Source organism: Polynucleobacter sp. 78F-HAINBA, assembly GCF_018882325.1.
GTDB lineage: Bacteria > Pseudomonadota > Gammaproteobacteria > Burkholderiales > Burkholderiaceae > Polynucleobacter.
In genome coordinates this window covers 83987-106612 of record NZ_JACVOQ010000002.1, presented here as the reverse complement: position 1 = coordinate 106612, position 22626 = coordinate 83987, and the positions used below count along the sequence as shown (strand labels likewise).

Annotated in this window: 25 protein-coding genes; 5 read left to right on the top strand and 20 right to left on the bottom strand. The window is 45.9% G+C overall.

The window, feature by feature from the left end; all coding sequences use genetic code 11:
- Positions 1-28: 28 nt before the first annotated feature.
- From trpB to ICN11_RS02510, 18 genes are all read right to left on the bottom strand, one after another.
- A complete protein-coding gene (trpB, locus tag ICN11_RS02595) occupies positions 29-1222 on the bottom strand; it encodes a tryptophan synthase subunit beta (protein ID WP_215333246.1) in 1194 nt (397 codons plus the stop codon).
- Between the two features lie 32 nt (positions 1223-1254).
- Positions 1255-1929, bottom strand: coding sequence for a phosphoribosylanthranilate isomerase (locus tag ICN11_RS02590; RefSeq protein ID WP_216229016.1), 675 nt, complete (start codon positions 1927-1929; stop codon positions 1255-1257).
- A gap of 36 nt (positions 1930-1965) precedes the next feature.
- Entirely contained in the window at positions 1966-2763 is a 798-nt protein-coding gene (locus ICN11_RS02585; protein ID WP_216229015.1) for a M23 family metallopeptidase, read from the bottom strand.
- A 134-nt stretch (positions 2764-2897) separates the two neighbouring features.
- Positions 2898-3335 carry a polymer-forming cytoskeletal protein gene (locus tag ICN11_RS02580; RefSeq protein ID WP_216229014.1) on the bottom strand — a complete coding sequence of 146 codons (438 nt, stop codon included), beginning with the start codon at positions 3333-3335 and terminating at the stop codon, positions 2898-2900.
- Positions 3336-3431: 96 nt separating this feature from the next.
- Positions 3432-4262 carry a tRNA pseudouridine(38-40) synthase TruA gene (gene truA / locus ICN11_RS02575; RefSeq protein ID WP_216229013.1) on the bottom strand — a complete coding sequence of 277 codons (831 nt, stop codon included), beginning with the start codon at positions 4260-4262 and terminating at the stop codon, positions 3432-3434.
- Between the two features lie 8 nt (positions 4263-4270).
- Entirely contained in the window at positions 4271-5656 is a 1386-nt protein-coding gene (locus ICN11_RS02570; RefSeq protein WP_216229012.1) for a FimV family protein, read from the bottom strand.
- On the bottom strand, positions 5656-6813 hold the full coding sequence (gene asd, locus ICN11_RS02565; protein WP_216229011.1) for an aspartate-semialdehyde dehydrogenase: 1158 nt from the start codon (positions 6811-6813) through the stop codon (positions 5656-5658). Before asd ends, ICN11_RS02570 begins: the two co-directional genes overlap by 1 nt.
- A 40-nt stretch (positions 6814-6853) precedes the next feature.
- Positions 6854-7927 carry a 3-isopropylmalate dehydrogenase gene (gene leuB, locus ICN11_RS02560; protein WP_216229010.1) on the bottom strand — a complete coding sequence of 358 codons (1074 nt, stop codon included), beginning with the start codon at positions 7925-7927 and terminating at the stop codon, positions 6854-6856.
- Between the two features lie 23 nt (positions 7928-7950).
- Positions 7951-8598: a 3-isopropylmalate dehydratase small subunit gene (gene leuD / locus ICN11_RS02555; protein ID WP_216229009.1), complete on the bottom strand. Its 648-nt coding sequence runs from the start codon at positions 8596-8598 to the stop codon at positions 7951-7953.
- Between the two features lie 30 nt (positions 8599-8628).
- Positions 8629-8808 (bottom strand): hypothetical protein, encoded by a 180-nt coding sequence (locus ICN11_RS02550; RefSeq protein WP_216863130.1) that lies wholly within the window; start codon positions 8806-8808, stop codon positions 8629-8631.
- Positions 8809-8841: 33 nt separating this feature from the next.
- A complete protein-coding gene (gene leuC, locus ICN11_RS02545) occupies positions 8842-10251 on the bottom strand; it encodes a 3-isopropylmalate dehydratase large subunit (RefSeq protein ID WP_216181235.1) in 1410 nt (469 codons plus the stop codon).
- Positions 10252-10269: 18 nt separating this feature from the next.
- Positions 10270-11583: a citrate synthase gene (gene gltA / locus ICN11_RS02540; RefSeq protein ID WP_216229007.1), complete on the bottom strand. Its 1314-nt coding sequence runs from the start codon at positions 11581-11583 to the stop codon at positions 10270-10272.
- Positions 11584-11665: 82 nt separating this feature from the next.
- Positions 11666-11935 (bottom strand): succinate dehydrogenase assembly factor 2, encoded by a 270-nt coding sequence (locus tag ICN11_RS02535; protein ID WP_216229006.1) that lies wholly within the window; start codon positions 11933-11935, stop codon positions 11666-11668.
- The gene (locus tag ICN11_RS02530; protein WP_216229005.1) at positions 11932-12636 is read right to left on the bottom strand and encodes a succinate dehydrogenase iron-sulfur subunit; all 705 of its coding nucleotides are present in this window, start codon (positions 12634-12636) and stop codon (positions 11932-11934) included. The genes ICN11_RS02535 and ICN11_RS02530 overlap by 4 nt, the downstream gene beginning before the upstream one ends.
- A 17-nt stretch (positions 12637-12653) precedes the next feature.
- Positions 12654-14432 carry a succinate dehydrogenase flavoprotein subunit gene (gene sdhA, locus ICN11_RS02525; protein ID WP_216229004.1) on the bottom strand — a complete coding sequence of 593 codons (1779 nt, stop codon included), beginning with the start codon at positions 14430-14432 and terminating at the stop codon, positions 12654-12656.
- Positions 14433-14435: 3 nt separating this feature from the next.
- On the bottom strand, positions 14436-14801 hold the full coding sequence (gene sdhD, locus ICN11_RS02520) for a succinate dehydrogenase, hydrophobic membrane anchor protein (RefSeq protein WP_114691369.1): 366 nt from the start codon (positions 14799-14801) through the stop codon (positions 14436-14438).
- Positions 14802-14825: 24 nt separating this feature from the next.
- Positions 14826-15245, bottom strand: coding sequence for a succinate dehydrogenase, cytochrome b556 subunit (sdhC, locus tag ICN11_RS02515; protein WP_216229003.1), 420 nt, complete (start codon positions 15243-15245; stop codon positions 14826-14828).
- A 143-nt stretch (positions 15246-15388) separates the two neighbouring features.
- The gene (locus tag ICN11_RS02510; protein ID WP_216229002.1) at positions 15389-16126 is read right to left on the bottom strand and encodes a GntR family transcriptional regulator; all 738 of its coding nucleotides are present in this window, start codon (positions 16124-16126) and stop codon (positions 15389-15391) included.
- Between the two features lie 151 nt (positions 16127-16277).
- Here ICN11_RS02510 and ICN11_RS02505 point away from each other — a divergent pair, with 151 nt between their 5' ends.
- Both ICN11_RS02505 and ICN11_RS02500 read left to right on the top strand, forming a co-directional pair.
- A complete protein-coding gene (locus ICN11_RS02505) occupies positions 16278-17267 on the top strand; it encodes a malate dehydrogenase (RefSeq protein WP_216181210.1) in 990 nt (329 codons plus the stop codon).
- A 12-nt stretch (positions 17268-17279) separates the two neighbouring features.
- On the top strand, positions 17280-17654 hold the full coding sequence (locus tag ICN11_RS02500) for a hypothetical protein (protein ID WP_216229001.1): 375 nt from the start codon (positions 17280-17282) through the stop codon (positions 17652-17654).
- Between the two features lie 81 nt (positions 17655-17735).
- Here ICN11_RS02500 and ICN11_RS02495 read toward each other — a convergent pair whose 3' ends face one another.
- Both ICN11_RS02495 and yaaA read right to left on the bottom strand, forming a co-directional pair.
- Positions 17736-18947, bottom strand: a complete 1212-nt coding sequence (locus ICN11_RS02495; RefSeq protein ID WP_216229000.1) for a DUF2863 family protein — start codon at positions 18945-18947, stop codon at positions 17736-17738.
- A gap of 11 nt (positions 18948-18958) precedes the next feature.
- Positions 18959-19735 carry a peroxide stress protein YaaA gene (yaaA, locus tag ICN11_RS02490; RefSeq protein ID WP_216228999.1) on the bottom strand — a complete coding sequence of 259 codons (777 nt, stop codon included), beginning with the start codon at positions 19733-19735 and terminating at the stop codon, positions 18959-18961.
- A gap of 68 nt (positions 19736-19803) precedes the next feature.
- Between yaaA and ICN11_RS02485 the strand changes: the two genes are divergently transcribed.
- Genes ICN11_RS02485 through ICN11_RS02475 form a run of 3 tightly spaced genes read left to right on the top strand, consistent with a single transcriptional unit; the run spans position 19804 to position 22610 of the window.
- Complete coding sequence (locus ICN11_RS02485) at positions 19804-21006, top strand: methionine aminotransferase (protein ID WP_216228998.1); 1203 nt, start codon at positions 19804-19806, stop codon at positions 21004-21006.
- A 40-nt stretch (positions 21007-21046) separates the two neighbouring features.
- The gene (locus ICN11_RS02480) at positions 21047-21754 is read left to right on the top strand and encodes a glutathione binding-like protein (protein ID WP_216229182.1); all 708 of its coding nucleotides are present in this window, start codon (positions 21047-21049) and stop codon (positions 21752-21754) included.
- Position 21755: 1 nt separating this feature from the next.
- Positions 21756-22610, top strand: coding sequence for a 3-hydroxybutyryl-CoA dehydrogenase (locus ICN11_RS02475; RefSeq protein ID WP_216228997.1), 855 nt, complete (start codon positions 21756-21758; stop codon positions 22608-22610).
- The last annotated feature ends 16 nt before the right edge of the window (positions 22611-22626 follow it).

The window sequence follows — 22626 nt, the reverse complement described above, 5'->3', positions numbered from 1 at the left end:
TTTATGTGAGTTCGTGAGTGACTTCGAATTAACCTTCGGAGCCGGTAGCTTGTGCGACGGTATGCATATCTTTATCGCCACGACCAGATAGGTTTACCAAGATGGTTTTATCTTTAGAAAGTGTCGGCGCTAATTTGCACGCATATGCAATTGCATGTGAAGACTCTAAAGCAGGAATGATGCCCTCAATACGGCAGCAATCATGGAATGCCTTAAGTGCCTCTTCATCCGTGACCGCTACATAGTCAGCACGACCCGAATCTTTTAACCAAGCATGCTCAGGACCAACGCCAGGATAATCCATACCAGCAGAAACAGAATGCGTTTCAGAAATCTGACCATTCTCATCTTGCAATAAATAGGTACGGTTGCCGTGCAATACGCCTGGCTTACCAACACAAAGTGCTGCGGAGTGAAGACCACTATTTAAGCCATGGCCTGCCGCTTCAACACCAACCAATTTCACTTCTGGATAATCGATGTAAGGATAGAAAATACCCATCGCATTAGAGCCACCGCCAACACATGCCATGACATAGTCAGGCTGACGCCCAGTCATTTCAGGCATCTGTACTTTGCACTCCTCGCCGATCACACTCTGAAAATCTCGGACCATCATCGGATATGGGTGAGGACCTGCCACAGTACCAATGATGTAGAAAGTATCTTCCACATTGGTAACCCAATCTCGCATTGCCTCATTGAGTGCATCTTTGAGAGTTTTCGTTCCCGATTCAACAGGCACTACTTTTGCGCCAAGCAATTTCATACGAAATACGTTTTGAGCTTGACGCGCAACGTCGACAGATCCTTGATACACAGTGCAATCCAAACCGAAGCGTGCACAAATAGTTGCAGTAGCTACGCCATGCTGCCCTGCTCCCGTTTCAGCAATGATGCGCGGCTTACCCATACGCTTGGCCAGCATCGCTTGACCAATGACGTTATTAATTTTGTGTGCGCCTGTGTGATTTAAATCTTCGCGCTTGAGATAGATTTGCGCACCACCCAACATCTCACTCCAACGCTTGGCGTGATACACGGGTGATGGACGACCTACAAAATGTTTGAGCTCGTAATGAAACTCTTCTAAGAATTCTGGATCGTGTTGGTATTTTGCATAAGCCGCTTTGAGTTCATCCAAAGCGAACATGAGTGTCTCAGAAACAAATACGCCACCGTAAGGACCGAAGTGCCCTCGTGCATCTGGCTTATCGTACATAAATACCTCTTTTGATTAGTTACAGCAAATAATTAGGTTGATGTGCTTGCGTCTGCGGCTCGCACTGCCTCAATAAACTGCTTCATTAAGACGTGATCTTTTACACCCTTGCTGATTTCAACGCCGCTAGAGACGTCAACCGCGCAAGGATGCAGACGAGCAATAGCTTCGCCCACGCTGTGAACGTTCAATCCACCACTCAAAACGACCCGAGGCGCGTTTGCGCTTATCCATGCTTGTGGAATTCCTGACCAATCAAAAGGAACGCCCCCTCCACCGTAACCCTCAACGAGAGCATCGAGCAAAAAGGCGTTTGCTTGCCTATATTGTAGGGAAAAATCATCGAATGCGAAGCCGGCTCCAACACGTGCAGCCTTCATCCATGGCTGCCCCGCTGCTAGGCGCTCACACTCTTCTGGAGACTCATCCCCATGAAACTGCCATAAGGTAATGGAAGCTGCCGCCCTAATAGCCTCAAATTCAGCATCTGTAGCGTTTACAACCAAGCCGACGGCATCAACCCCAGCTGGGAGTCTAGATATCAATGCGGCGGCAATATTGGGGGTTACAGCCCTTGGGCTTGGCGGATAAAAGACGAAGCCAACAGCGTCAACGCCAGCGGCAACAGCGGCATCCACATCCGCAGGCGTCTTGAGACCGCAGATTTTGACCCTAGTACGGCCTGGAGAGTTGGTAAGTAAGCCCATAGCCCTAATAATAAGGGGTATGGTGATTCTCTGCCCCTATTGGCCAACGAACTGACCTACCAGAATCTGAGCCGGGTCAATTAACCTGCCATCCTTTAGTACCTCGTAATGAAGATGAGGTCCCGTAGCTCTACCAGTTGACCCAACACGGGCAACCAGTTGGCCCCTCCGAACTTCTTGACCCTCAGCTACGAGTAGTTCACTAGCATGTGCATATCTAGTTTGAATACCATCCCGGTGGTCGATCGCAAGTAAATTGCCATAAACTGGATCACGAAATGCTTTTGACACCCTACCAACGCCGGCCGACACAATAGGCGTTCCTAGAGGAGCCTGAAAATCAACACCCAAATGCTCGCTCCAAGTATTTATAAAAGGGTCCAGCCTTTTTCCGTAGCCACTAGAAATAGAAATGCGATCCTGAAGCGGCATGCCAGTTGGTGAAGCCTCAAGCCAAGAAACGTAACTGACCCAATGCTCAGATAATTTATTTAAGTACTCATTATTTCGCTTCATATCTTGCAGAGAATCTTGAAGTGCATTCATGAGGCTGGGGTTTTTATCAGAACGAGTTGGGCTTATAAATGGGCCACCTACCGAAGGTGTCTTAGGTTTGTCTTTTTGAATTATCGGTGGTGTAGCAAGCACTGATAACTTTTGATTACTGATTTGCAAGTCATTCACCTTAAGCTGGTAAAGAGCAATTTGCTTTTCAATATCAAATAACTTTTGGCGATAAAAGCTATTGAGGTTTTCAAGCTCAACTGCGGTATGAACATTTCCAAGCTTACGGGCAAGCTGAGGGTTGTATTCAATAGCCATCTGAAAACCCATGTATTGCAAAAAAACGCCCAATAAGATTAACGATAATGCAAAAAAACAAGCCCCCAACAAAAGATGCTTTAGCGTTAAATTAATGCGGTGTATCTTGCCAACAGCACCTGAGACCCAAAAAATTTGCATCTGAGTTAAGCGGCATTACTTTTTTGCATCGCCTGAGCAATCAGAACATCAGCAGTTTGTGAAGGTGATTCACTATCGGCCTGTCTAAGCTTGCCTTCGAGTTTTGCGCCAACCTGCATACCCAGAGTGCCATACGTAATGTCACCACTAACAAAGGCGGTGTCTAGCAACTCAACACGGTCAGAAGAAAAAATATTACCCTGAAGGTTTCCAGAAACAATCACATGCTTGGCTCGAATATCCCCAGTCACAGTTGCACCTTTTGCAATAGCGACGGTTGCTTCACAACCATCTTCTTGCAGAATATTTCCATTCACAAGCCCATCAATACGAACGCTACTACGCAGCAATAGGTTGCCGTCGACCCTTAAGCTTGAGCCAATGATTGTTTCAAAACTCTCTACAGATTTACCTAGTGTTTGATTAGATTTGGCCTTGAACATGAGATACCTCTTAATTTGCAGATGATGATCATCTCAAAAAAAACTATTTATGCCATTGCCCTAGGGGCTAATAGACGAGATTAATGCACCCTAGACTTAATCCAAAGTCAAAAAAGGAGGTAACCAGGAATTTTCAAGCCAAGGTTTTGGGATCTGAAACTCATCCGGATAGGCTATTTGAGCTAAATAGAGCCCAGCCGGCGAAAACGTAGGAGCTGCAATGCTACGGTCTTTTGCTGTGAGGACCTCAGCCATCCACTCAGCCTTTTGCTTACCAACGCCAATTTGGATAAAACTTCCCACCAAATTGCGCACCATGTGGTGCAAAAATGCATTGCCTTTGATCCTGAAATACAACCAAGGTTCACTCGAGAAAATCTCGATGGAATACATCGTTTTTACTGGGGTCTTGCTTTGGCACTCAGATGAACGGAATGAGGTGAAATCATGCTCACCAATCAAACATTTGGCAGCCTCCCTCATTGCATCAACATCAAACCAGCGATCCGGTGGAAGCATGACATAACCTGCGCGATCTGCTGCCATTGGTGAGCGGCATGGCCCGGCATGTAATGCGTAGATATAAGTTCGCTCATGAGCAGAGTATCGAGCGCTAAATTCTTCAGGAACAGCTTGAGCCCAATTAACCACTATCGATTCTGGTAAGAAAGTATTCACACCTCTGACCCATGACCAGTTTTCTCGCTCAACTTCAACATCGAAGTGAACAACCTGGCCTAGGGCGTGAACGCCCGTATCCGTCCTGCCGGCTGTGATGACGCGAACAGGATTGGATTTCACTGCATCAATGCCTACAAATGCAGAAATTGCTTTTTCTAATTCATCTTGAATCGTGCTCTGGTTTACTTGAGACTGCCATCCTGAATAGGGGCTGCCATCATATTGAAGGCCTAGAGCAATGCGCATAGTACTGCTTAAGAATTTCTGCGCGACAGCTCAGCCAATAAACCCTGAGCTTCGATCGTAATTGCTGGATCAATTGAACTGCCAATATGGATAATTTCTTGAAGCGACTTCTTAGCGGCTGAAAAATCTTCTATGGTGATGTAAGCCCGAGCTAGATTTAGTTTCACACGAAGAGCATCAGCAAGTGGATTAACCTCAGCAACTGGAGTTAGGATAGGCTTTTTAACAGGCGTTAAATCCAGATCAATTCCTGCGAATAGTGCTTTTGCACGATCCGGCATTGCACCATGAGTTGGATGATGCTCCTTAGTGGCTGGGGCAACTTTAGGAATTTCTCCGGAAAAATTAGGCACTTCAGAACGGCGGGCATTCTTGGCCAAAAACCACAACAGTAGACCCGTAAGACCCATTAATGCCAGAGCAAAGATCGCTGGCGCAAATCCACCCAAACCAAAAGAACCATCATTTTTTGTCGATGCGGATGACTTGCCTTTAGCCTGATCAAGAAGACGCTGTAAATCAGCAATATTCTTTTCAAGTTCGGCGACGCGTACTTTTGTCTGCTCCAGCACTTTCTCTTGCGCAACTAGATCTTCCGTATAGCGACGCTCTTCAGAACTGCCTTCAGCACTTGATCCAATTTTGAGTCGATCCTTGGCCGGCAGATCCGCAGCATCCTTTTGTGTACTTGAGCCTTGCGCCCCACCCTTTGCATCTCGCTCGGATAACCACTGGGCATTAGACTCGGCAACAAACTGTTGAGCCTCTGCTGGACTAATCGAGCGCAATAAAGCCTGATTGGGTTGATTGAGTTCAGCGCCAGCCTCTAGGCGATTAATGCTACCGCTAGCAAATGCATCAGGATTGGCTTTAAACAAAGCCATCATCGTTTGATCTAGCGTGGCACCCTGCATTTGCGGCGCTAATTGCGCTGCAATTTCTGATAAGGTTTGACCAGGTCTGACCAGAATTTTCTGGGCATCACCCAAGAGCAATGTAAAGGTTTTAGTAAGACTTCCTGCTGACCAATTCAACGTGACTAAAACATCCAAGAATGGATCTTCTGTAATTGGCACCGACTCAACCGTCTCCAACAAGACCATCAACTGCTCTTGTTGATTACGATAAATCATCGCCTGAGGATTCAGGGCGAGTATCTTTTGAGATATCCCTAAACGATCGTAGGCTGCTTTATTCGCAAGCCCAACATTCAAACTAGAGAGCGCAGATTGCTCATCAACACCAACTCGAATAGGAAACTCTACTTTGAGCGGTTCACCAGGTCTAGAAAGTAGTTTTGGGGAGCCAAGAGAAATAGCTCCTGCCGCACATGACCAACTTAGCCAAACTAAGCAAAGCGCTTTTGCAAACTGAATTTGGCTAAATCTAAACATTAGTGCTCAAGCAAGATGCGGAGCATGCGGCGCAATGGCTCTGCAGCACCCCACAAGAGTTGATCGCCAACAGTAAAAGCACCAAGGTATTCAGGGCCCATCGCCATCTTATGGAGACGGCCAATCGGCACTGTCAAAGTACCACTAATTGCAGCTGGAGACAATTCACGCTCAGTTGTTTCGCGATCATTTGGAACGACCTTAACCCACTGATTATCGTTAGCCAAAATAGCTTCGATTTCTTTTAATGGAACATCTTTTTTGAGCTTGACTGTAAGGCCTTGTGAGTGGCAACGCATTGCGCCAACTCGAACGCATAAGCCATCAATTGGAATGCTTCCAGGAGTTCTAAATGCAGGACGGCCCAAGATCTTATTAAACTCAGCGCCGCCTTTCCACTCTTCTTTGGTTTGACCATTCTCAACAGGAACATCGATCCAAGGAATCAAACTGCCTGCTAAAGGCGTATTGCGGAAGTTTTTCTTCGGAAAATCAGGTGAACGTAAAGTCTCAGTAATCTTACGGTCAATATCCAAAATCCAAGAGGATGGATCAGCTAACTCTGTAGCTACGCTGTCACGCAATGCACCCATTTGCAAAAGTAGTTCGCGCATATTTTGTGCGCCAGCACCGGAAGCTGCCTGATATGTCATGGCACTAATCCACTCAACCATATCGGCCTTAACTAAGCCACCCATAGCCATCATCATTAAGCTCACTGTACAGTTGCTACCAATCCAGTTCTTTCCACCTGCAGCCAAGGCTTTATCAATCACCGGACGATTGACTGGATCCAAAACCAGAACAGCATCTTCCTTCATGCGCAATGCACTAGCTGCATCAATCCAGTGACCTTGCCAACCAGCAGCACGAAGCTTAGGGAAAATCTCATTGGTGTAGTCACCACCCTGGCAAGTCAAAATAATGTCGCAACGTGAGAGCGCCTTGATGTCGTTCGCATCCAGCAAAGTATTTTCACTCTTGGTCACTTTCTGACCATTCAAAAGCGGTACTTCACCACCAGCCTGGCTGGTACTAAAAAATACAGGCTCAATCAGATCAAAATCCTTCTCAGCCAGCATTCTCTCCATGAGAACGCTCCCAACCATACCGCGCCAGCCAACTAAGCCTACTAATGGAGTTTTTGTATTTGCCATGATGAATGATCTATTAAGTAAATTAATTTAGGGTGATGCGTTATTTTGAAAGAGCGGCAACTACAGCATCGCCCATTTCCACGGTAGATACTTTTTTAGTGCCTTCGGTATAGATGTCAGCAGTACGTAATCCTTGCGATAAGACCTTTTGTACTGCTGCCTCAATGCGGTCCGCTTCAGCAGGCAAACCTAATGAGTAACGCAACATCATGGCAGCCGAAAGAATAGTTGCCAATGGATTAGCAATACCCTTACCAGCAATATCCGGCGCAGAGCCATGGCTTGGCTCGTACAGGCCTTTATTGTTTTTATCCAATGATGCTGATGGCAACATACCGATAGAGCCAGTCAACATTGATGCTTCATCAGAAAGAATGTCGCCGAACAAATTACCCGTAACCACGACATCAAATGCTTTAGGAGCTTTGACCAATTGCATTGCAGCGTTATCAACATACATGTGTGACAACTCAACATCTGGGTACTCTTTGCCTACGCGAATCATGACATCACGCCACAACTGTGAAGTTTCAAGAACGTTGGCCTTGTCAACGCTGCATACTTTCTTGCCACGCTTGCGCGCAGCCTCAAAAGCCACACGTCCAATGCGCTCCACTTCTGGCTCGCTGTAATGCATCATGTCGTAACCTTCACGCGCACCCTTAAACAAAGGAAGCTCAGAAGTACGAATGCCGCGTGGCTGACCAAAGTAGATATCGCCATTAAGCTCGCGAATAATCAATATGTCTAAGCCGCTAACGATTTCAGGCTTCAGACTAGAAGCAGCAGTTAGTTCGTCATAACAAATTGCAGGCCTGAAATTGGCAAACAACTCTAAATGCTTACGTAAACCTAAGATAGCCTGCTCAGGGCGGAGTTCACGGGCCAAGGTGTCATATTTCCAATCACCTACAGCGCCGAACAAAATGGCATCTGCTTTTTTAGCAAGTTCTAAAGTTGCAGGAGGTAATGGGTGGCCTGCCACATCATAGGCAGCCCCGCCAACAGGTGCAGTCTCAAGATCAAATTTAGGGCCGAGCGCATTTAATACCTTAACGGCTTCAGCAACGATTTCCGGGCCGATACCATCGCCCGGTAGGACTGCAATTTTCATGAAAGGCCTTTAACTCTATAAAACTATGGCAGTTGTGTCGCAAGCCAAGGCATCTTCAGGATGCGCTCAGCTTCATAAGCCTTGATTTTATCTGCATGTTGCAGGGTTAAGCCAATATCGTCTAAGCCGTTCAGCAGGCAATGCTTTCTGAATGGGGCCACATCAAAGCTATAAGCGGTCCCATCAGGGGTAATGACTTGCTGTGCTTCTAGGTCAATAGTGAGCTGATAGCCACTAAAAGCCAGGGTTTCATTGAATAAATGGTCTACCTGTATTTCTGAAAGAACGATTGGTAGAAGGCCATTTTTAAAGCAATTGTTGTAAAAAATGTCCGCAAAACTAGGTGCAATGACCGCTCTAAAGCCATATTGGTCTAAAGCCCAAGGTGCATGCTCGCGGGAGCTGCCGCAGCCAAAGTTCTTGCGGGCCAGCAAAATACCAGCATCTTTATAGCGCGGCTGATTTAAGACAAAGTCCGGATTGATTGGGCGATTGCTGCAATCCTGCCCAGGCTCACCATGGTCCAAATAACGCCACTCATCAAACAAATTCTGACCAAAACCCGTTTTCTTAATGGATTTTAAGAATTGCTTCGGAATGATGGCATCGGTATCCACATTCTCACGATTGAGGGGGGCAACCACGCCTTTGTAAACGGTAAATTTTTCCATAATGATCTTTGCTGAATATTGACTGCGCGCTTACTTCACCGGCGTCACAACAACATCTTTCCCTTTAGTCTGGGATTGATTGGTATTGGCAGAATTACCACCCATAGAGTTGCCCATGGTTTGCATATCTTTACCAAGACCTTCCATCATATTGCTGCAAGCGGAAAGAACGATTCCTGCAATAGCAACGATGGTTAATTTTTTAATCATTGTGAAAGAAGACCATTTAAACACTGTATTTCCTTAAGAAATCTTACGAACATCAACAAAGTGACCTTCAATCGCAGCAGCAGCTGCCATTGCCGGACTTACTAAATGCGTTCTTCCGCCATTACCTTGGCGACCTTCAAAATTACGGTTAGAAGTCGATGCGCAGCGCTCGCCCGGCTCAAGGCGATCAGCATTCATTGCTAAACACATAGAGCAACCAGGTTCACGCCATTCAAAGCCAGCAGCCTTGAATACACGATCCAAACCTTCACGTTCAGCCTGAGCTTTTACCAAGCCAGATCCAGGAACCACCATAGCCAATTTGACGTTGGCGGCAACCTTCTTACCGAGTCGATCAACCACCTTCGCTGCAGCACGAATATCTTCAATACGGCTGTTGGTGCAAGATCCAATAAACACTTTATCAATCGAGATATTACTTAATGGGGTATTTGGAACCAGCCCCATATACTCAAGAGCACGCTCCATAGCGGAACGTTTATTCGCATCACGCTCTTTCTCAGGATCAGGAACACGATCGCTAATAGATAAAACCATTTCTGGGGAGGTGCCCCAAGTTACTTGAGGGGCAATCTCTTCAGCACGCAACTCCACTACGGCATCAAACTTGGCATCCACATCAGAATGCAAGGTGCGCCAGTATTGCAAAGCATGCCGCATAGCCTCGCCTTTAGGCGCGTAAGGTCTGCCTTGAATGTATTCGATGGTAGTTTCATCAACAGCTACAAGTCCAGCACGAGCGCCTGCCTCAATTGCCATATTGCAGAGGGTCATGCGACCTTCCATAGACAAATTGCGAATCGCTTCACCTGCAAACTCAATGGTGTAACCGGTGCCTCCCGCAGTACCAATCTTGCCAATGACAGCAAGCACGATATCTTTTGCAGTGGAGCCTGGTTGAAGGCGTCCATCCACCTTGACCAACATATTCTTACTCTTTTTCATGAGCAAGGTTTGGGTGGCCAATACATGCTCCACTTCAGATGTGCCAATACCAAATGCCAGCGCGCCAAAAGCGCCATGAGTACTTGTATGTGAATCACCGCAGACTACCGTCATTCCAGGCAAGGTAGCGCCCTGCTCCGGCCCAATCACGTGAACAATTCCTTGGCGGAGATCGTTCATTTTGTATTGAGTAATGCCAAAGGCATCGCAATTTTGATCCAGTGTATCTACTTGTAATTTAGAGATTGGATCTGTGATTCCCTCAGAGCGATCTGTCGTTGGAACATTGTGATCTGAAACCGCCAGGTTGGCAGAAATTCGCCACACTGGACGGCCAGCTAAATTCAATCCTTCAAAAGCTTGAGGGCTTGTCACCTCGTGCAATAACTGACGATCTATATAAATCGTGGCCGTGCCGTCTTGTTCGGAATAGACAACATGGTCATCCCACAATTTATCGTAAAGCGTGCGTGACATGTAAACCCTCTAAAGCTTTTATTTACGTACAGAAATGTTAGGAACCTTGCGTGAAGTTTCTCCAACATATAACTGACGTGGACGACCAATCTTGTATTCAGGATCAGTGATCATTTCCTCCCACTGAGCAATCCAACCTACTGTTCTTGCCAAAGCAAAAATACAGGTAAACATTTCTGTTGGAATACCCAATGCGCGCTGAACAATTCCAGAGTAGAAATCGACGTTTGGATAGAGCTTACGGCTAACGAAGTATTCATCCTCCAAAGCAATCTTCTCAAGCGTCATTGCCAACTTAAATAATGGATCATTCTCGAGACCCATTTCTTTCAATACTTCATGGCATGTTTCACGCATGAGTTTTGCGCGTGGATCAAAGTTCTTATAAACACGATGACCAAAGCCCATCAAGCGAACGCTGGAGTTTTTATCTTTGACTTGAGCAATAAATTCCTGAATATTATCTACGCCACCATTTGCCTGGATTTCATTGAGCATCTGCAAGCAAGCTTCATTAGCGCCACCGTGAGCTGGGCCCCATAAACAAGCAATACCAGCAGAGATTGCAGCAAATGGGTTGGTTCCAGAAGAACCACACAAACGCACTGTTGAAGTGGAGGCATTTTGCTCATGGTCAGCGTGCAATGTAAAGATGCGATCCAAAGCGCGAACCAGTACTGGGTTGACTTTGTACTCTTCACATGGAGTAGCAAACATCATGCGCATGAAGTTGGCTGTATATGACAACTTATTATCAGGGTAGATAAATGGCTGACCTACAGAATATTTATACGCCATTGCAACCAAAGTTGGCATCTTCGCAATCAAACGAATCTGAGCAACTTCACGAGCATGCGGTTGACTGTAATCAATCTCGTCATGGTAGAAAGCAGCCATTGCACCAACCAAGCCTGTCAAAACAGACATTGGATGCGCATCGCGACGGAAACCGCGCAAGAAAAATTGCATTTGCTCATGAACCATCGTGTGGTGCATGACCAACTCTTCAAAATCTTTCTTCTGTTTAGCGTTTGGCAACTCGCCATTCAGCAACAGGTAGCAAACTTCCAAGAAGTCACAATTGTGTGCGAGATCTTCAATTGGGTAGCCACGGTAGAGCAACTCACCTTTATCGCCATCGATGTAAGTGATTTTGCTGTTGCATGAGGCCGTAGACAGAAAACCTGAATCGTAGGTGAACTTACCGGTTTGACCGTAAAGCTTACGAATATCAATTACGTCAGGACCAATCGTGCCTTTATAAATTGGCAAGTCAATATCTGGTGTGCCGTCCGAAAACGATAATTTTGCCTTGATGTCCGATTCAATCATTTCTAATCCTTAGTCATTCAAATTGATGATTAATACACTATTTGATCATGCGTCCGCACTACTGTTGCACCAAAATGCTGAATTACTTCTGTCTCAGCCTTTCTAACACCGCCCTAAATGGGGCTTCTTGTGACTCTTTCTCTAGTGCCGGTACAGAATCCTTTCGACCAATCAGTAAATCCATCAGGTCATTGTCTTCTAAGGCCAGCAACTGAGTTAATACTTTTCCATCTTCCACATTCAATTGAGCGCCGTAACGCTCAAAAAAACGCTGCAGAATTAAATCGTTTTCAAGCAAGCCTCTGCGGGCATCACTCTTTAAGCGATATAACTCTGCATTTGTGAGGGTCATACTGCCCTACGTACCATCAACTCCTTGATCTTTCCAATTGCCTTGGTCGGATTCAAATGCTTAGGACATACATCCACGCAATTCATGATGGTATGGCAACGGAATAAACGGTATGGGTCTTCCAAGTTATCCAAACGCTGTGCAGTTTCTTCATCACGGCTATCGGCAATAAAGCGATAAGCCTGCAACAAACCAGCTGGGCCAACGAACTTGTCTGGATTCCACCAGAAAGATGGGCATGAGGTTGAGCATGAAGCACACAAGATGCACTCATACAAACCATTCAACTCTTCGCGCTCTTCAGGACTTTGGAGACGCTCTTTTTCAGGAGGTGGATTGTCGTTAACTAAGTAAGGCTTGATAGACAAGTATTGCTTGAAGAACAAAGTCATATCCACAATCAAATCACGCACGACTGGCAAGCCAGGCAATGGGCGCAATGTGATGACTTTAGGCAAGGTCAACATATTGGTTAAGCAAGCCAAACCATTCTTACCATTAATGTTCATAGCATCAGAGCCACAAACACCTTCACGGCATGAACGACGATATGTAATTGTTTCGTCTTGTTTCTTTAAAGAAATCAAGGCATCCAACAACATCCGCTCACCAGTCAATTCAAGCTCATAACGCTCCATACGTGGCGCAGCATCGACATCTGGATCGTAGCGGTAAATTTCAAATATACGAATATCACTCATCTTTAATTTCTCTTCGCTTAGAAAGTACGTTCTTTAGGAGGGAAAGACTCAACCGTCAATGGCTTCAGAACAACCGGTTTGTAGTCCAGGCGATTGCCTTCGCTATACCAAAGTGTGTGCTTCATCCAGTCGTTGTCATCGCGATTTGGGTGATCATCGTGCGAATGGGCGCCACGACTTTCTTTACGTGCAGCTGCAGAAATCATGGTTGCATTTGCAGCTTCAATCAAATTGGCAACTTCCAAAGCTTCGATACGTGCCGTATTGAAAATCTCTGACTTGTCTTTGAGCCACAAATGTTTAGCGCGCTCAGTCAACTTCGCCATTTGACGAACACCTTCGTCCATCAACTCTTGATTACGGAATACGCCAGCGAATTTCTGCATAGTCTTACGAATATCATTAGCAACGTCTTGCGCATACTCACCAGATGTTGAGTTATCAAGAGCCGCAATACGAGCCATTGTTTGTTCGCCAGCATTTGCAGGCAATGGTTTGAATTCGCGATTCTTGAGATCCATTGCAACAATGTGATTACCCGCTGCGCGACCGAACACCAACAAGTCGAGCAATGAGTTTGTACCCAAACGGTTAGCGCCGTGAACGGATACGCAAGAGCACTCACCGATTGCATATAAACCATTAACGATGTCGTTATGTTTGCCATTAGCAGGCACAACCACTTGACCATTGATGTTGGTAGGAATACCGCCCATCTGGTAGTGAATGGTTGGCACAACTGGGATTGGCTCTTTAGTAACGTCAACGTTAGCAAAGTTGATACCGATCTCATATACAGAAGGCAGGCGCTTCATGATTGTCTCAGCACCGATGTGAGTCAAATCAAGAACCACATAGTCACCGTTAGGACCGCAACCGCGCCCTTCTTTAATTTCTTGGTCCATTGAGCGTGATACGAAATCACGTGGAGCTAAATCTTTCAGCGTTGGCGCATAACGTTCCATGAAACGCTCGCCATCTTTATTGCGCAAGATACCGCCTTCGCCGCGGCAACCTTCTGTCAACAATACGCCCGCACCAGCTACGCCAGTTGGGTGGAATTGCCAGAACTCCATATCTTCCAATGGAATGCCTGCGCGTGCCGCAAGGCCCATACCGTCACCGGTATTAATAAATGCATTAGTAGATGCGTCCCAAATACGACCAGCACCGCCAGTAGCCATCAATACAACTTTGGCTTCAAGGATGTAGACCTGACCTGTTTCCATTTCGAGTGCAGTTACACCAACGACATCACCTGCATCATCACGAATAAGGTCAAGTGCCAACCACTCTACAAAGAAGTTTGTTTTAGCGCGAACGTTACGCTGGTACAAAGTGTGCAACATTGCATGACCAGTGCGGTCAGCAGCAGCGCAAGCGCGTTGTACTGGCTTCTCACCATAATTTGCAGTGTGTCCACCGAATGGGCGCTGATAAATCGTGCCATCAGGATTGCGGTCAAATGGCATACCAAAGTGCTCGAGCTCATAAACAGCTTTAGGCGCTTCGCGACACATAAATTCGATCACGTCTTGATCACCCAACCAGTCGGAACCTTTGATGGTGTCGTAGAAGTGATAGTGCCAGTTATCTTCACTCATATTGCCCAGTGATGCACCGATACCGCCCTGTGCAGCAACAGTATGTGAGCGAGTTGGGAAAACTTTAGTTAATACCGCAACGTTCAAGCCAGCTTCCGCTAATTGCAAAGAAGCGCGCATACCTGAACCACCTGCACCAATAATTACCGCGTCGAAACGGCGGCGTGGCAATGCTTTTTTAATCGCAGTCATGAATTACACTTTCCACAAAATTTGTACGGCATAAGCCGCACAGGCTACGAGATACAAAACAGTTAACACTTGCAGTGTTAGACGAATACTGACTGGCTTGATGTAATCCATCCAAATATCGCGGATACCAATCCAAGCGTGATAGAACAAGCTAATGAAGAATAAAAGCGTCAAGAGCTTCATGAACTGATTGCTAAACAATGCAGCCCAGCCTTCATAAGTCGCGCTACCAGTGATGCAATAGTCAACAACTAAAACGATTGTGAAAACAACCATCACGATGGCAGTTACACGTTGAATAATCCACTCTTTAAGGCCGTAGTGCGCTCCAACAACTAAGCGCTTTGGTCCAATTTGATAAATAGGCATTCGATTTCCTTAATAAAGAAGTGCTTAGTACAAGCCAAATAGTTTGAGGCCAACAACCGCAGTCAAAGCTAGACCTAAGAAAAATACAAAGATCGCTGAGCGGTTGGCGTCTGCCTTTTCAACACCAATCTCTAGATCTAGCAAGAGATAGCGAATACCGGCGCAGAAATGGTGCAAGAAAGACCAAATCAATCCAAGGAGAATGATCTTTACAAGAACATGACCTGTAATAGCTTGGAACTTTTGGTAACTCATCTCGGAAGCCAAGCTTTGATCTAAAAGATAAAGCAAGAATGGCAACATTAAAAACAATGCCGCTCCACTAATACGATGAAGAATTGATACTTTTCCAGCCCAAGGAAGGCGGTATTTGATCAACTGGGCAAGACCAATATTTCGATAAACCGGTCTATCTTTTTTTACGTTTTGCTGTGCATCAACCATGGGCAATCTCAATCTTTCGGTGGAGGTTCAGTGTGGCTTTGTTGTGTTGCAACATATTCTATTGGAAACCTTGGGGGTGGTGGGGACTTTTTAGCGTTTAAAGGGGTTAAATAGTGGTTTTTACTGATTTTTGAGTGTACTACCTAGTTCAATTTATTGTCGTAGTGCTGATCAGAAGTGTCATACCTTGCGTGACGAATTTCTACTGGTTTATTCCCGTAGGTAAAAGCCACACGCTCCACGGAAAGCAAAGCAGCCCCTTCTGGAACTTGTAGGTGCTTGGAAAGCTCTGAATTAGCTAGGACAGCCTTTATCTTTTCTTCTGCCCGCACCATATGGGTGGCGTACTCACTCTCATAGAAGGCATACATTGGGCCAGGCCATGCGTTCAGGGCATCCAATGTCAGACCCTTAAAACGACCTTCAGGTAGCCAAATCTCCTCAAAAACGATCGGGCGTCCTGCAGAGCTTTGAACGCGATCGATTCGAATAACGGGGTCACCCGCCTTTAATTTAAGCAACTTTGCGGTATGGGCATCAGATTGCATGTTTTCGCAGGCTAAAAACTGATTTTTGAGGTGCAACTTATCGCCAGAATCGGGCTCTAATCGTAAAAAACGGTATTGGAAGTCCTCTTCTTGATGGGTTGCCACAAAAGTACCCTTACCTTGACGTCTCACCAGTAGATTTAGGGCGGCTAACTCATCGATCGCTTTGCGCACAGTCCCCTGACTAACGGCATATCGGGCTGCAAGCTCCATTTCACTGGGGATAGCGTCACCAGGTAACCATTCGGAGGCCTGCAAACTCGCCAAAATCATGGCTTTGATTTGCTCATAAAGCGGGCTAAATGAGGCTATGGGTTCAGATATCAACGACAAATTAACTCCAGGCAGCTTCTTATTGGATAAAATTCAGACTTATCTCATATCTTATATAAGACATGATTGACAGTGTAAATGGAAAGTCCCTACACTTGAATGGATAATAGAAAAGATTTCAATTAATTAACCTCAACTGGAGTTATTAGTAATGGCAAAAGCCCCAATGCGTGTTGCAGTCACCGGTGCAGCCGGTCAAATCGGATATTCCCTCCTCTTTCGCATCGCCAATGGCGACTTGTTAGGCAAAGATCAGCCAGTAATCCTCCAGTTACTTGAAATTCCAGATGAAAAGGCTCAAAAAGCTTTAACTGGCGTAATGATGGAATTAGAAGATTGCGCATTCCCATTGTTGGCTGGCATGACAGCCCACTCTGACCCAATGACAGCATTTAAAGATATCGACGTTGCATTGTTGGTTGGCGCACGTCCACGTGGCCCTGGCATGGAGCGCAAAGACTTGCTCTCAGCTAACGCTCAGATTTTCACAGCCCAAGGTAAAGCATTGAATGCAGTTGCCAAGAAAACTGTGAAGGTATTGGTTGTTGGTAATCCAGCAAACACCAATGCTTACATCGCTATGAAATCTGCTCCAGATATTCCTGCGAAGAACTTCACAGCAATGTTGCGCTTAGATCACAACCGCGCACTCTCACAATTAGCCAACAAGTTGAATAAGCCTGTAGCTGATATTGAGAAATTAGTTGTTTGGGGTAACCACAGCCCAACAATGTACCCAGACTATCGCTTTGCAACCATTGATGGCAAGTCTGTAAAAGACAGCATCAACGATGCAGCATGGAATAAAGATACTTTCATTCCTACGGTTGGCAAACGTGGTGCGGCTATTATTGAAGCACGCGGCCTCTCTTCTGCAGCGTCTGCAGCAAACGCAGCAATTGATCACATTCGTGACTGGGTTCTCGGCACAAATGGTAAGTGGGTCACTATGGGCATCCCATCTAAAGGTGAATACGGTATTCCTGCTGAAGTAATTTACGGCTACCCAGTCATTTGCGAAAACGGCGAATACAAAATGGTTGAAGGCTTGGAGATTGATGAGTTCTCACGTGAACGCATGAACCATACACTCAACGAATTGCTTGAAGAACAAGCTGGCGTTAAGCACCTCCTCTCATAAGGATTACTACACATGAAGCAAACTCTTCTCATCGTTAGCCTAGCAGCGGCCGGCCTCTTAGGTTCAGCATCTGCTGTTGCTAGCGAAGAAGTAACCACTTGGACATGTAGCGAAAGCAAGCAATTCAAAACTTCAGGTACAACTGAATTAGTTCGCATTACTTGGGAATCTAAAACATTTGACTTGAAGCGCGAAAATTCTCTACCAGGAAGCTTGCGTTACAAAAACAGTAACAGTGGGCATGACCTTGTGGTGCTAGGTAACAAAGCAATGTTGTTTAACATCAAGTCTGGAACTCGTCTTGCTGATTTCTGCCAAACTGCAGAAATGAAAACAGGCAAGCTCCCGCACTTGTTTGCAAATTCAGAGCCTTTTACTCAGAACTAAAAGTAATCGCATAAAAATAAAAGAGCCGAGAGATTCTCGGCTTTTTTTAACGCCCTCATTTTTAGGTAGCTAAATTTTTGACTAGTGAAATAAAGGCTGCTGCGTAGGAGCATCATCTGGCAACTCAGCATGAACAGCGTCTCCCGATCGATCAGGAAAGAGTGGTGCTCCGCAATCATCACAAAGCTCTGGATCAAAAAGCATTGCATGACGAAAAACATCTTCAACACCAGCCTCATGAAGCGCATCTGCAATCCGCTTCATCGGACTCTCATCATCAGATAAATCATTCAGCGCGTCATTGGCAACGCTCTCGCGATCATAGAGCGGCCAGATTACGCCATAAACTACCTCAGGCGAACCTTTTAAGCTAAATGAAATGCGGTACTCATCCGCTTGTTCCTCACCAAATGCACCCACCACACAAGACAATCCAGCGGGCAAAACGCCCAGCGTGCTCTCAAGAAAATTTACGCCCGCACGAATGCTTAATGGGCGTACTTGTTTATCAGCCAAGCGGCAGTTTGTGAAGTAGGCTTCTGGCAATAAGAGCTCAAACTCACAGCCCGGCAAGAGTGAGGCAATGGGTTCTTTCATCGTGTTTTGCCAACCAATCAAACTAACGCCCCGCTCTTGTCGCGTTGGCGCTTCAGCCTGCCATCGGAAAAGTGGAGCTCCTGAAGGGGCGGCAACAGCTGCAATGATGAAGCGTGGATCAGCCAATACTGCAATGGTCTCTGACATCTCGCGCAACTCCAGCTTAACTTCGCTAGAGGAAATGGCTGCTGTTGCTAGCGCTTCAGTCAACAAGCGAGTTTGGCAATGTGAATGCGGCATTTGATCAATGCTATAGAGCCAAGGAACAATTGCTAATCGCGCATCTGTAGAGGCAATAGAGTTGTGTAATGCAGCTGCAGTAGATTCAATGACATTCAATGGCAGTGCGCCAGACGGAATCTGATAGCGTGTGTGTGCCACGATAGGTAATGCCAATAACAACACATCCCAACTCTGACCTTCGTGCTCTATGGTGAGTGACTCAGCAAGTGTTTCGGCAGAATCCGCTAGCACTTCAAAGGCTACGGTATTAATGCGGAACGTTTGATCTAGTGCGGCATCAATTACATTCTGATTTTGACTTTTCAGCAAACGCATTAAGCGAACATTTAAACGCTCTTCCCAAAAACGATCTTCCATTTGACTACCAGAGGCGGCCAAAGAGATGGCGTCAGCTACCAGGCGCTCTACATCTGGAGAAGCGCGCTGCGAGGATTTAGTGCGATGAACAGCCATGGTGCACTCTCCTACTTTCTTTCGGGACGTCTAAATAGCGGTTTCTCTGGTTTTGACTCAGAGGCGACATATTTGTAGCCATCTAAATTAAAGCCCTTCAAATCCGCAGGATCAGTAATGCGATTTTCAACAACGTAACGAGCCATCAATCCCCTAGCCCGCTTGGCATAAAAAGAAATAATTTTGTACTTACCGTCTTTGCCATCCTGAAACACCGGAGAAATCACTGGGCACTCTAAGTTCTTAGCTTGCAATACCTTGAAATACTCTTCGGATGCTAAATTCAGAAGAGCCGGTTTCTTTTGCTTCTCCAGCACCTTCTTCAGTGAATCGGTCACACGCTCACCCCAGAATGCATATAAGTCTTTTCCTCGAGCATTCTTAAACGATGTTCCCATCTCTAAGCGATAAGGCTGCATTAAGTCTAGGGGGCGCAACGCGCCATATAAGCCAGAGAGAATGCGGACATGGTCCTGTGCAAAATCAATAGCCTTGCCATTGAGGGTCTTGACGTCAAATCCATCATAGACGTCGCCATCAAAGGCATAAATGGCCGGCTTGCTATTTTCTTCGGTAAATTTCTTGGACCAGTCGCGATAGCGGCCTACATTCAGGGCGGCCAACTGATCTGATAAACCCATGAGATTGGCAACCTCTTGAGGCGAAAGCTTCTTTAGCTCAGCTATGAGCTTTGCCGATTCCGAAACAAACTCCGGCAAAGTCGGGGCCTTGACCTTGACGGGGGTTTTGTAATCTAGGGATTTAGCAGGTGAAAGTACGATCAGCATGGCACAATTTGAATATGAATTTCTACCATTCTAGCGACTACCTACCTTATTTGCCTTAAACCCCTTGCATGAACCAAAACCCACCTCTGACCCCTGCCTTCCCTAGCCGACTACCCGATGTAGGGACAACGGTATTTACGGTGATGTCTGCCCTTGCAGCAAAACACCAGGCCATCAACTTGGGTCAAGGCTTTCCAGACTTTCCCTGCGATCGCGATCTTATATCCAAGGTCAATGCGGCGATGCTGGCTGATCACAATCAATATCCACCGATGATTGGGGTCGCAGAGTTGCGTCAGGGCGTGTCACAAAAAATTTCCGCCTTGTATGGTCATAACTATGATGCTGATACCGAGATCACCATCACCGCTGGTGGTACTCAAGGAATCTTGACGGCAATCTTGTCATGCGTCAGTCCAGGCGATGAAGTTGTCATTATTGAACCAGCCTATGACAGTTATCGCCCCTCAATTGAATTGGCTGGTGGTAAAACTGTTGCCGTATCTTTGACTGCCAATTGCGATAAGCAAGGAAGCGTGAATTCCTATTCCATCCCTTGGGATGAGCTAGCAAAAGCAATCAATCCAAAAACACGACTCGTCATCATCAACACACCACACAATCCAACCGGTATGGTGTGGCAGAAATCCGATCTTGATTGCTTAGCCAATTTAGTAAGAAGTACAAACGCGCTGATCTTAAGTGATGAAGTCTATGAGCACATGGTGTTTGACGGATTCAAACATATCAGCATTTCGAGCCATCCTGAATTAGCGGCGCGAAGCTTTCTCATATCGAGCTTTGGTAAAACCTATCATGTCACCGGCTGGAAGGTAGGCTATCTAGCTGCACCAGCAGCAATGATGAAAGAGTTTCGCAAGGTACATCAGTTCAACGTATTTACCGTGAATACACCAATGCAATATGGCATAGCAGAATATCTCAAGCATGCAGATCATTACCTGGCGCTGCCATCTTTTTATCAAGCTAAGCGAGATTTTTTTAGTACAGGGCTAGAGAGAACTGGTTTCAAATTATTGCCAGCTCCAGCGACCTATTTTCAGTGCGTTAATTACACCAAGTTAAATATTCCCCAAGCAAAGACGAGCGAAGCCGATTTTTGCTCCTGGCTAACTACTGAGGTTGGTGTAGCTGCTATTCCTGTTTCTGCTTTTTATTCCAAGCCTGTCGAGTCAGGCGTGATCCGTTTTTGTTTTGCTAAAGAACAAAAAACGCTCTCTGCGGCATTAGAGCGTTTACAAACCCTATAAAAGAGAAAAGATCATGGCAATAAGTAAACCCAATAAAGACATCATTGATGTTTATAGCTGGCCAACGCCAAATGGGCATAAGGTTCATATCATGCTCGAGGAGTGCGGCTATAAATTAGGCAAAGACTGGATTGCCCATCCGATTGATATTGGAGCCGGTGACCAGTTCAAACCCGACTTCTTGGCGATTAGCCCAAATAATAAGATTCCAGCCATTACCGATCCCAATGGCCCGGATGGCAAGCCGATCCACCTCTTTGAGTCTGGCGCAATCCTGCTCTATCTAGCAGCCAAAACAGGGAAGTTTTTACCCAAATCCACCCGAGCTAAATACGAGGTCTTGCAATGGCTCATGTTCCAAATGGGGGGTCTAGGGCCACTTTTAGGTCAAAACCACCACTTTCGGATCTACGCACCCGAAAAAATTGAGTATGCAATCAATCGCTACACTAATGAAGCTAAGCGCCTATATGGGGTGATCGATCATCAACTGAAAGATAATCCCTATATAGCTGGAAAGAATTACTCCATTGCCGATATCGCGATATTCCCGTGGACGCGTAATTGGAAGAATCAAGGTATTGATATCAACGAGTATCCGAATTTCAAGCGCTGGTTTGAAATGATTGGTGAGCGCCCTGCCGTTAAGCGTGGCGTTGAAGTATTAACTGCATTACGCAAGCCCTTGCATGATGACAAAGCAAGAGAGCAATTATTTGGTTCATCACAGTATCAAAAAAGGAAATAGCATGAAGATTCAATCGGTTGGAGTTATTGGTGCAGGTACGATGGGCAACGGTATCGCGCAAGTATGCGCAGTTGCTGGGCTAGATGTTGTGATGGTCGATATCAGCGATGCTGCGGTTGAGCGTGGCTTGAGTCAAATTAGCAAGAGCTTAGATCGCCTTGTTAAAAAAGAAACGTTAACGACTGAAGGAAAGGAGGCAGCATTAAAGCGTATCAAAGGCAGCACTTCGTATGCCGACTTCAAGGGCCTTCAATTAGTGATTGAAGCTGCAACCGAGAATCAAACTGTTAAAGAAAAGATTTTGAAACAAGTGGATGAGATCGTGAGCAAAGAAACCATCATTGCCACGAACACCTCTTCGCTATCCATCACGAAACTTGCCGCCTTGGATTCCAATCCAAGCCGCTTTATTGGCATGCACTTTTTTAACCCGCCACCAATGATGGCATTGGTTGAGGTAATTCGTGGCTTGCAAACTTCAAATGCAACACACGCCGCCATTATTGAAATGGCTAAGCGTATTGGCAAAGAGCCGATCACCGTTAAGAACTCTCCTGGATTTGTTGTTAACCGCATTTTGCTGCCGATGATTAATGAAGCCTTCTTCGTTCTTCACGAAGGTCTTGCCAGCCCTGAGGATATTGATGCCGGTATGAAGTTGGGCTGCAATCAGCCGATTGGCCCTCTTGCCCTGGCTGACTTAATTGGCCTAGATACCTGCCTTGCGGTGATGGAAGTGTATTTTGAGAATTTCAGCGACTCCAAATATCGCCCTTGCCCACTACTCCGTGAAATGGTTGCTGCCGGCTACCTTGGTCGCAAGACTGGGCGCGGTGTCTATACCTATGATCAGTAATCATTCAACTCAATAC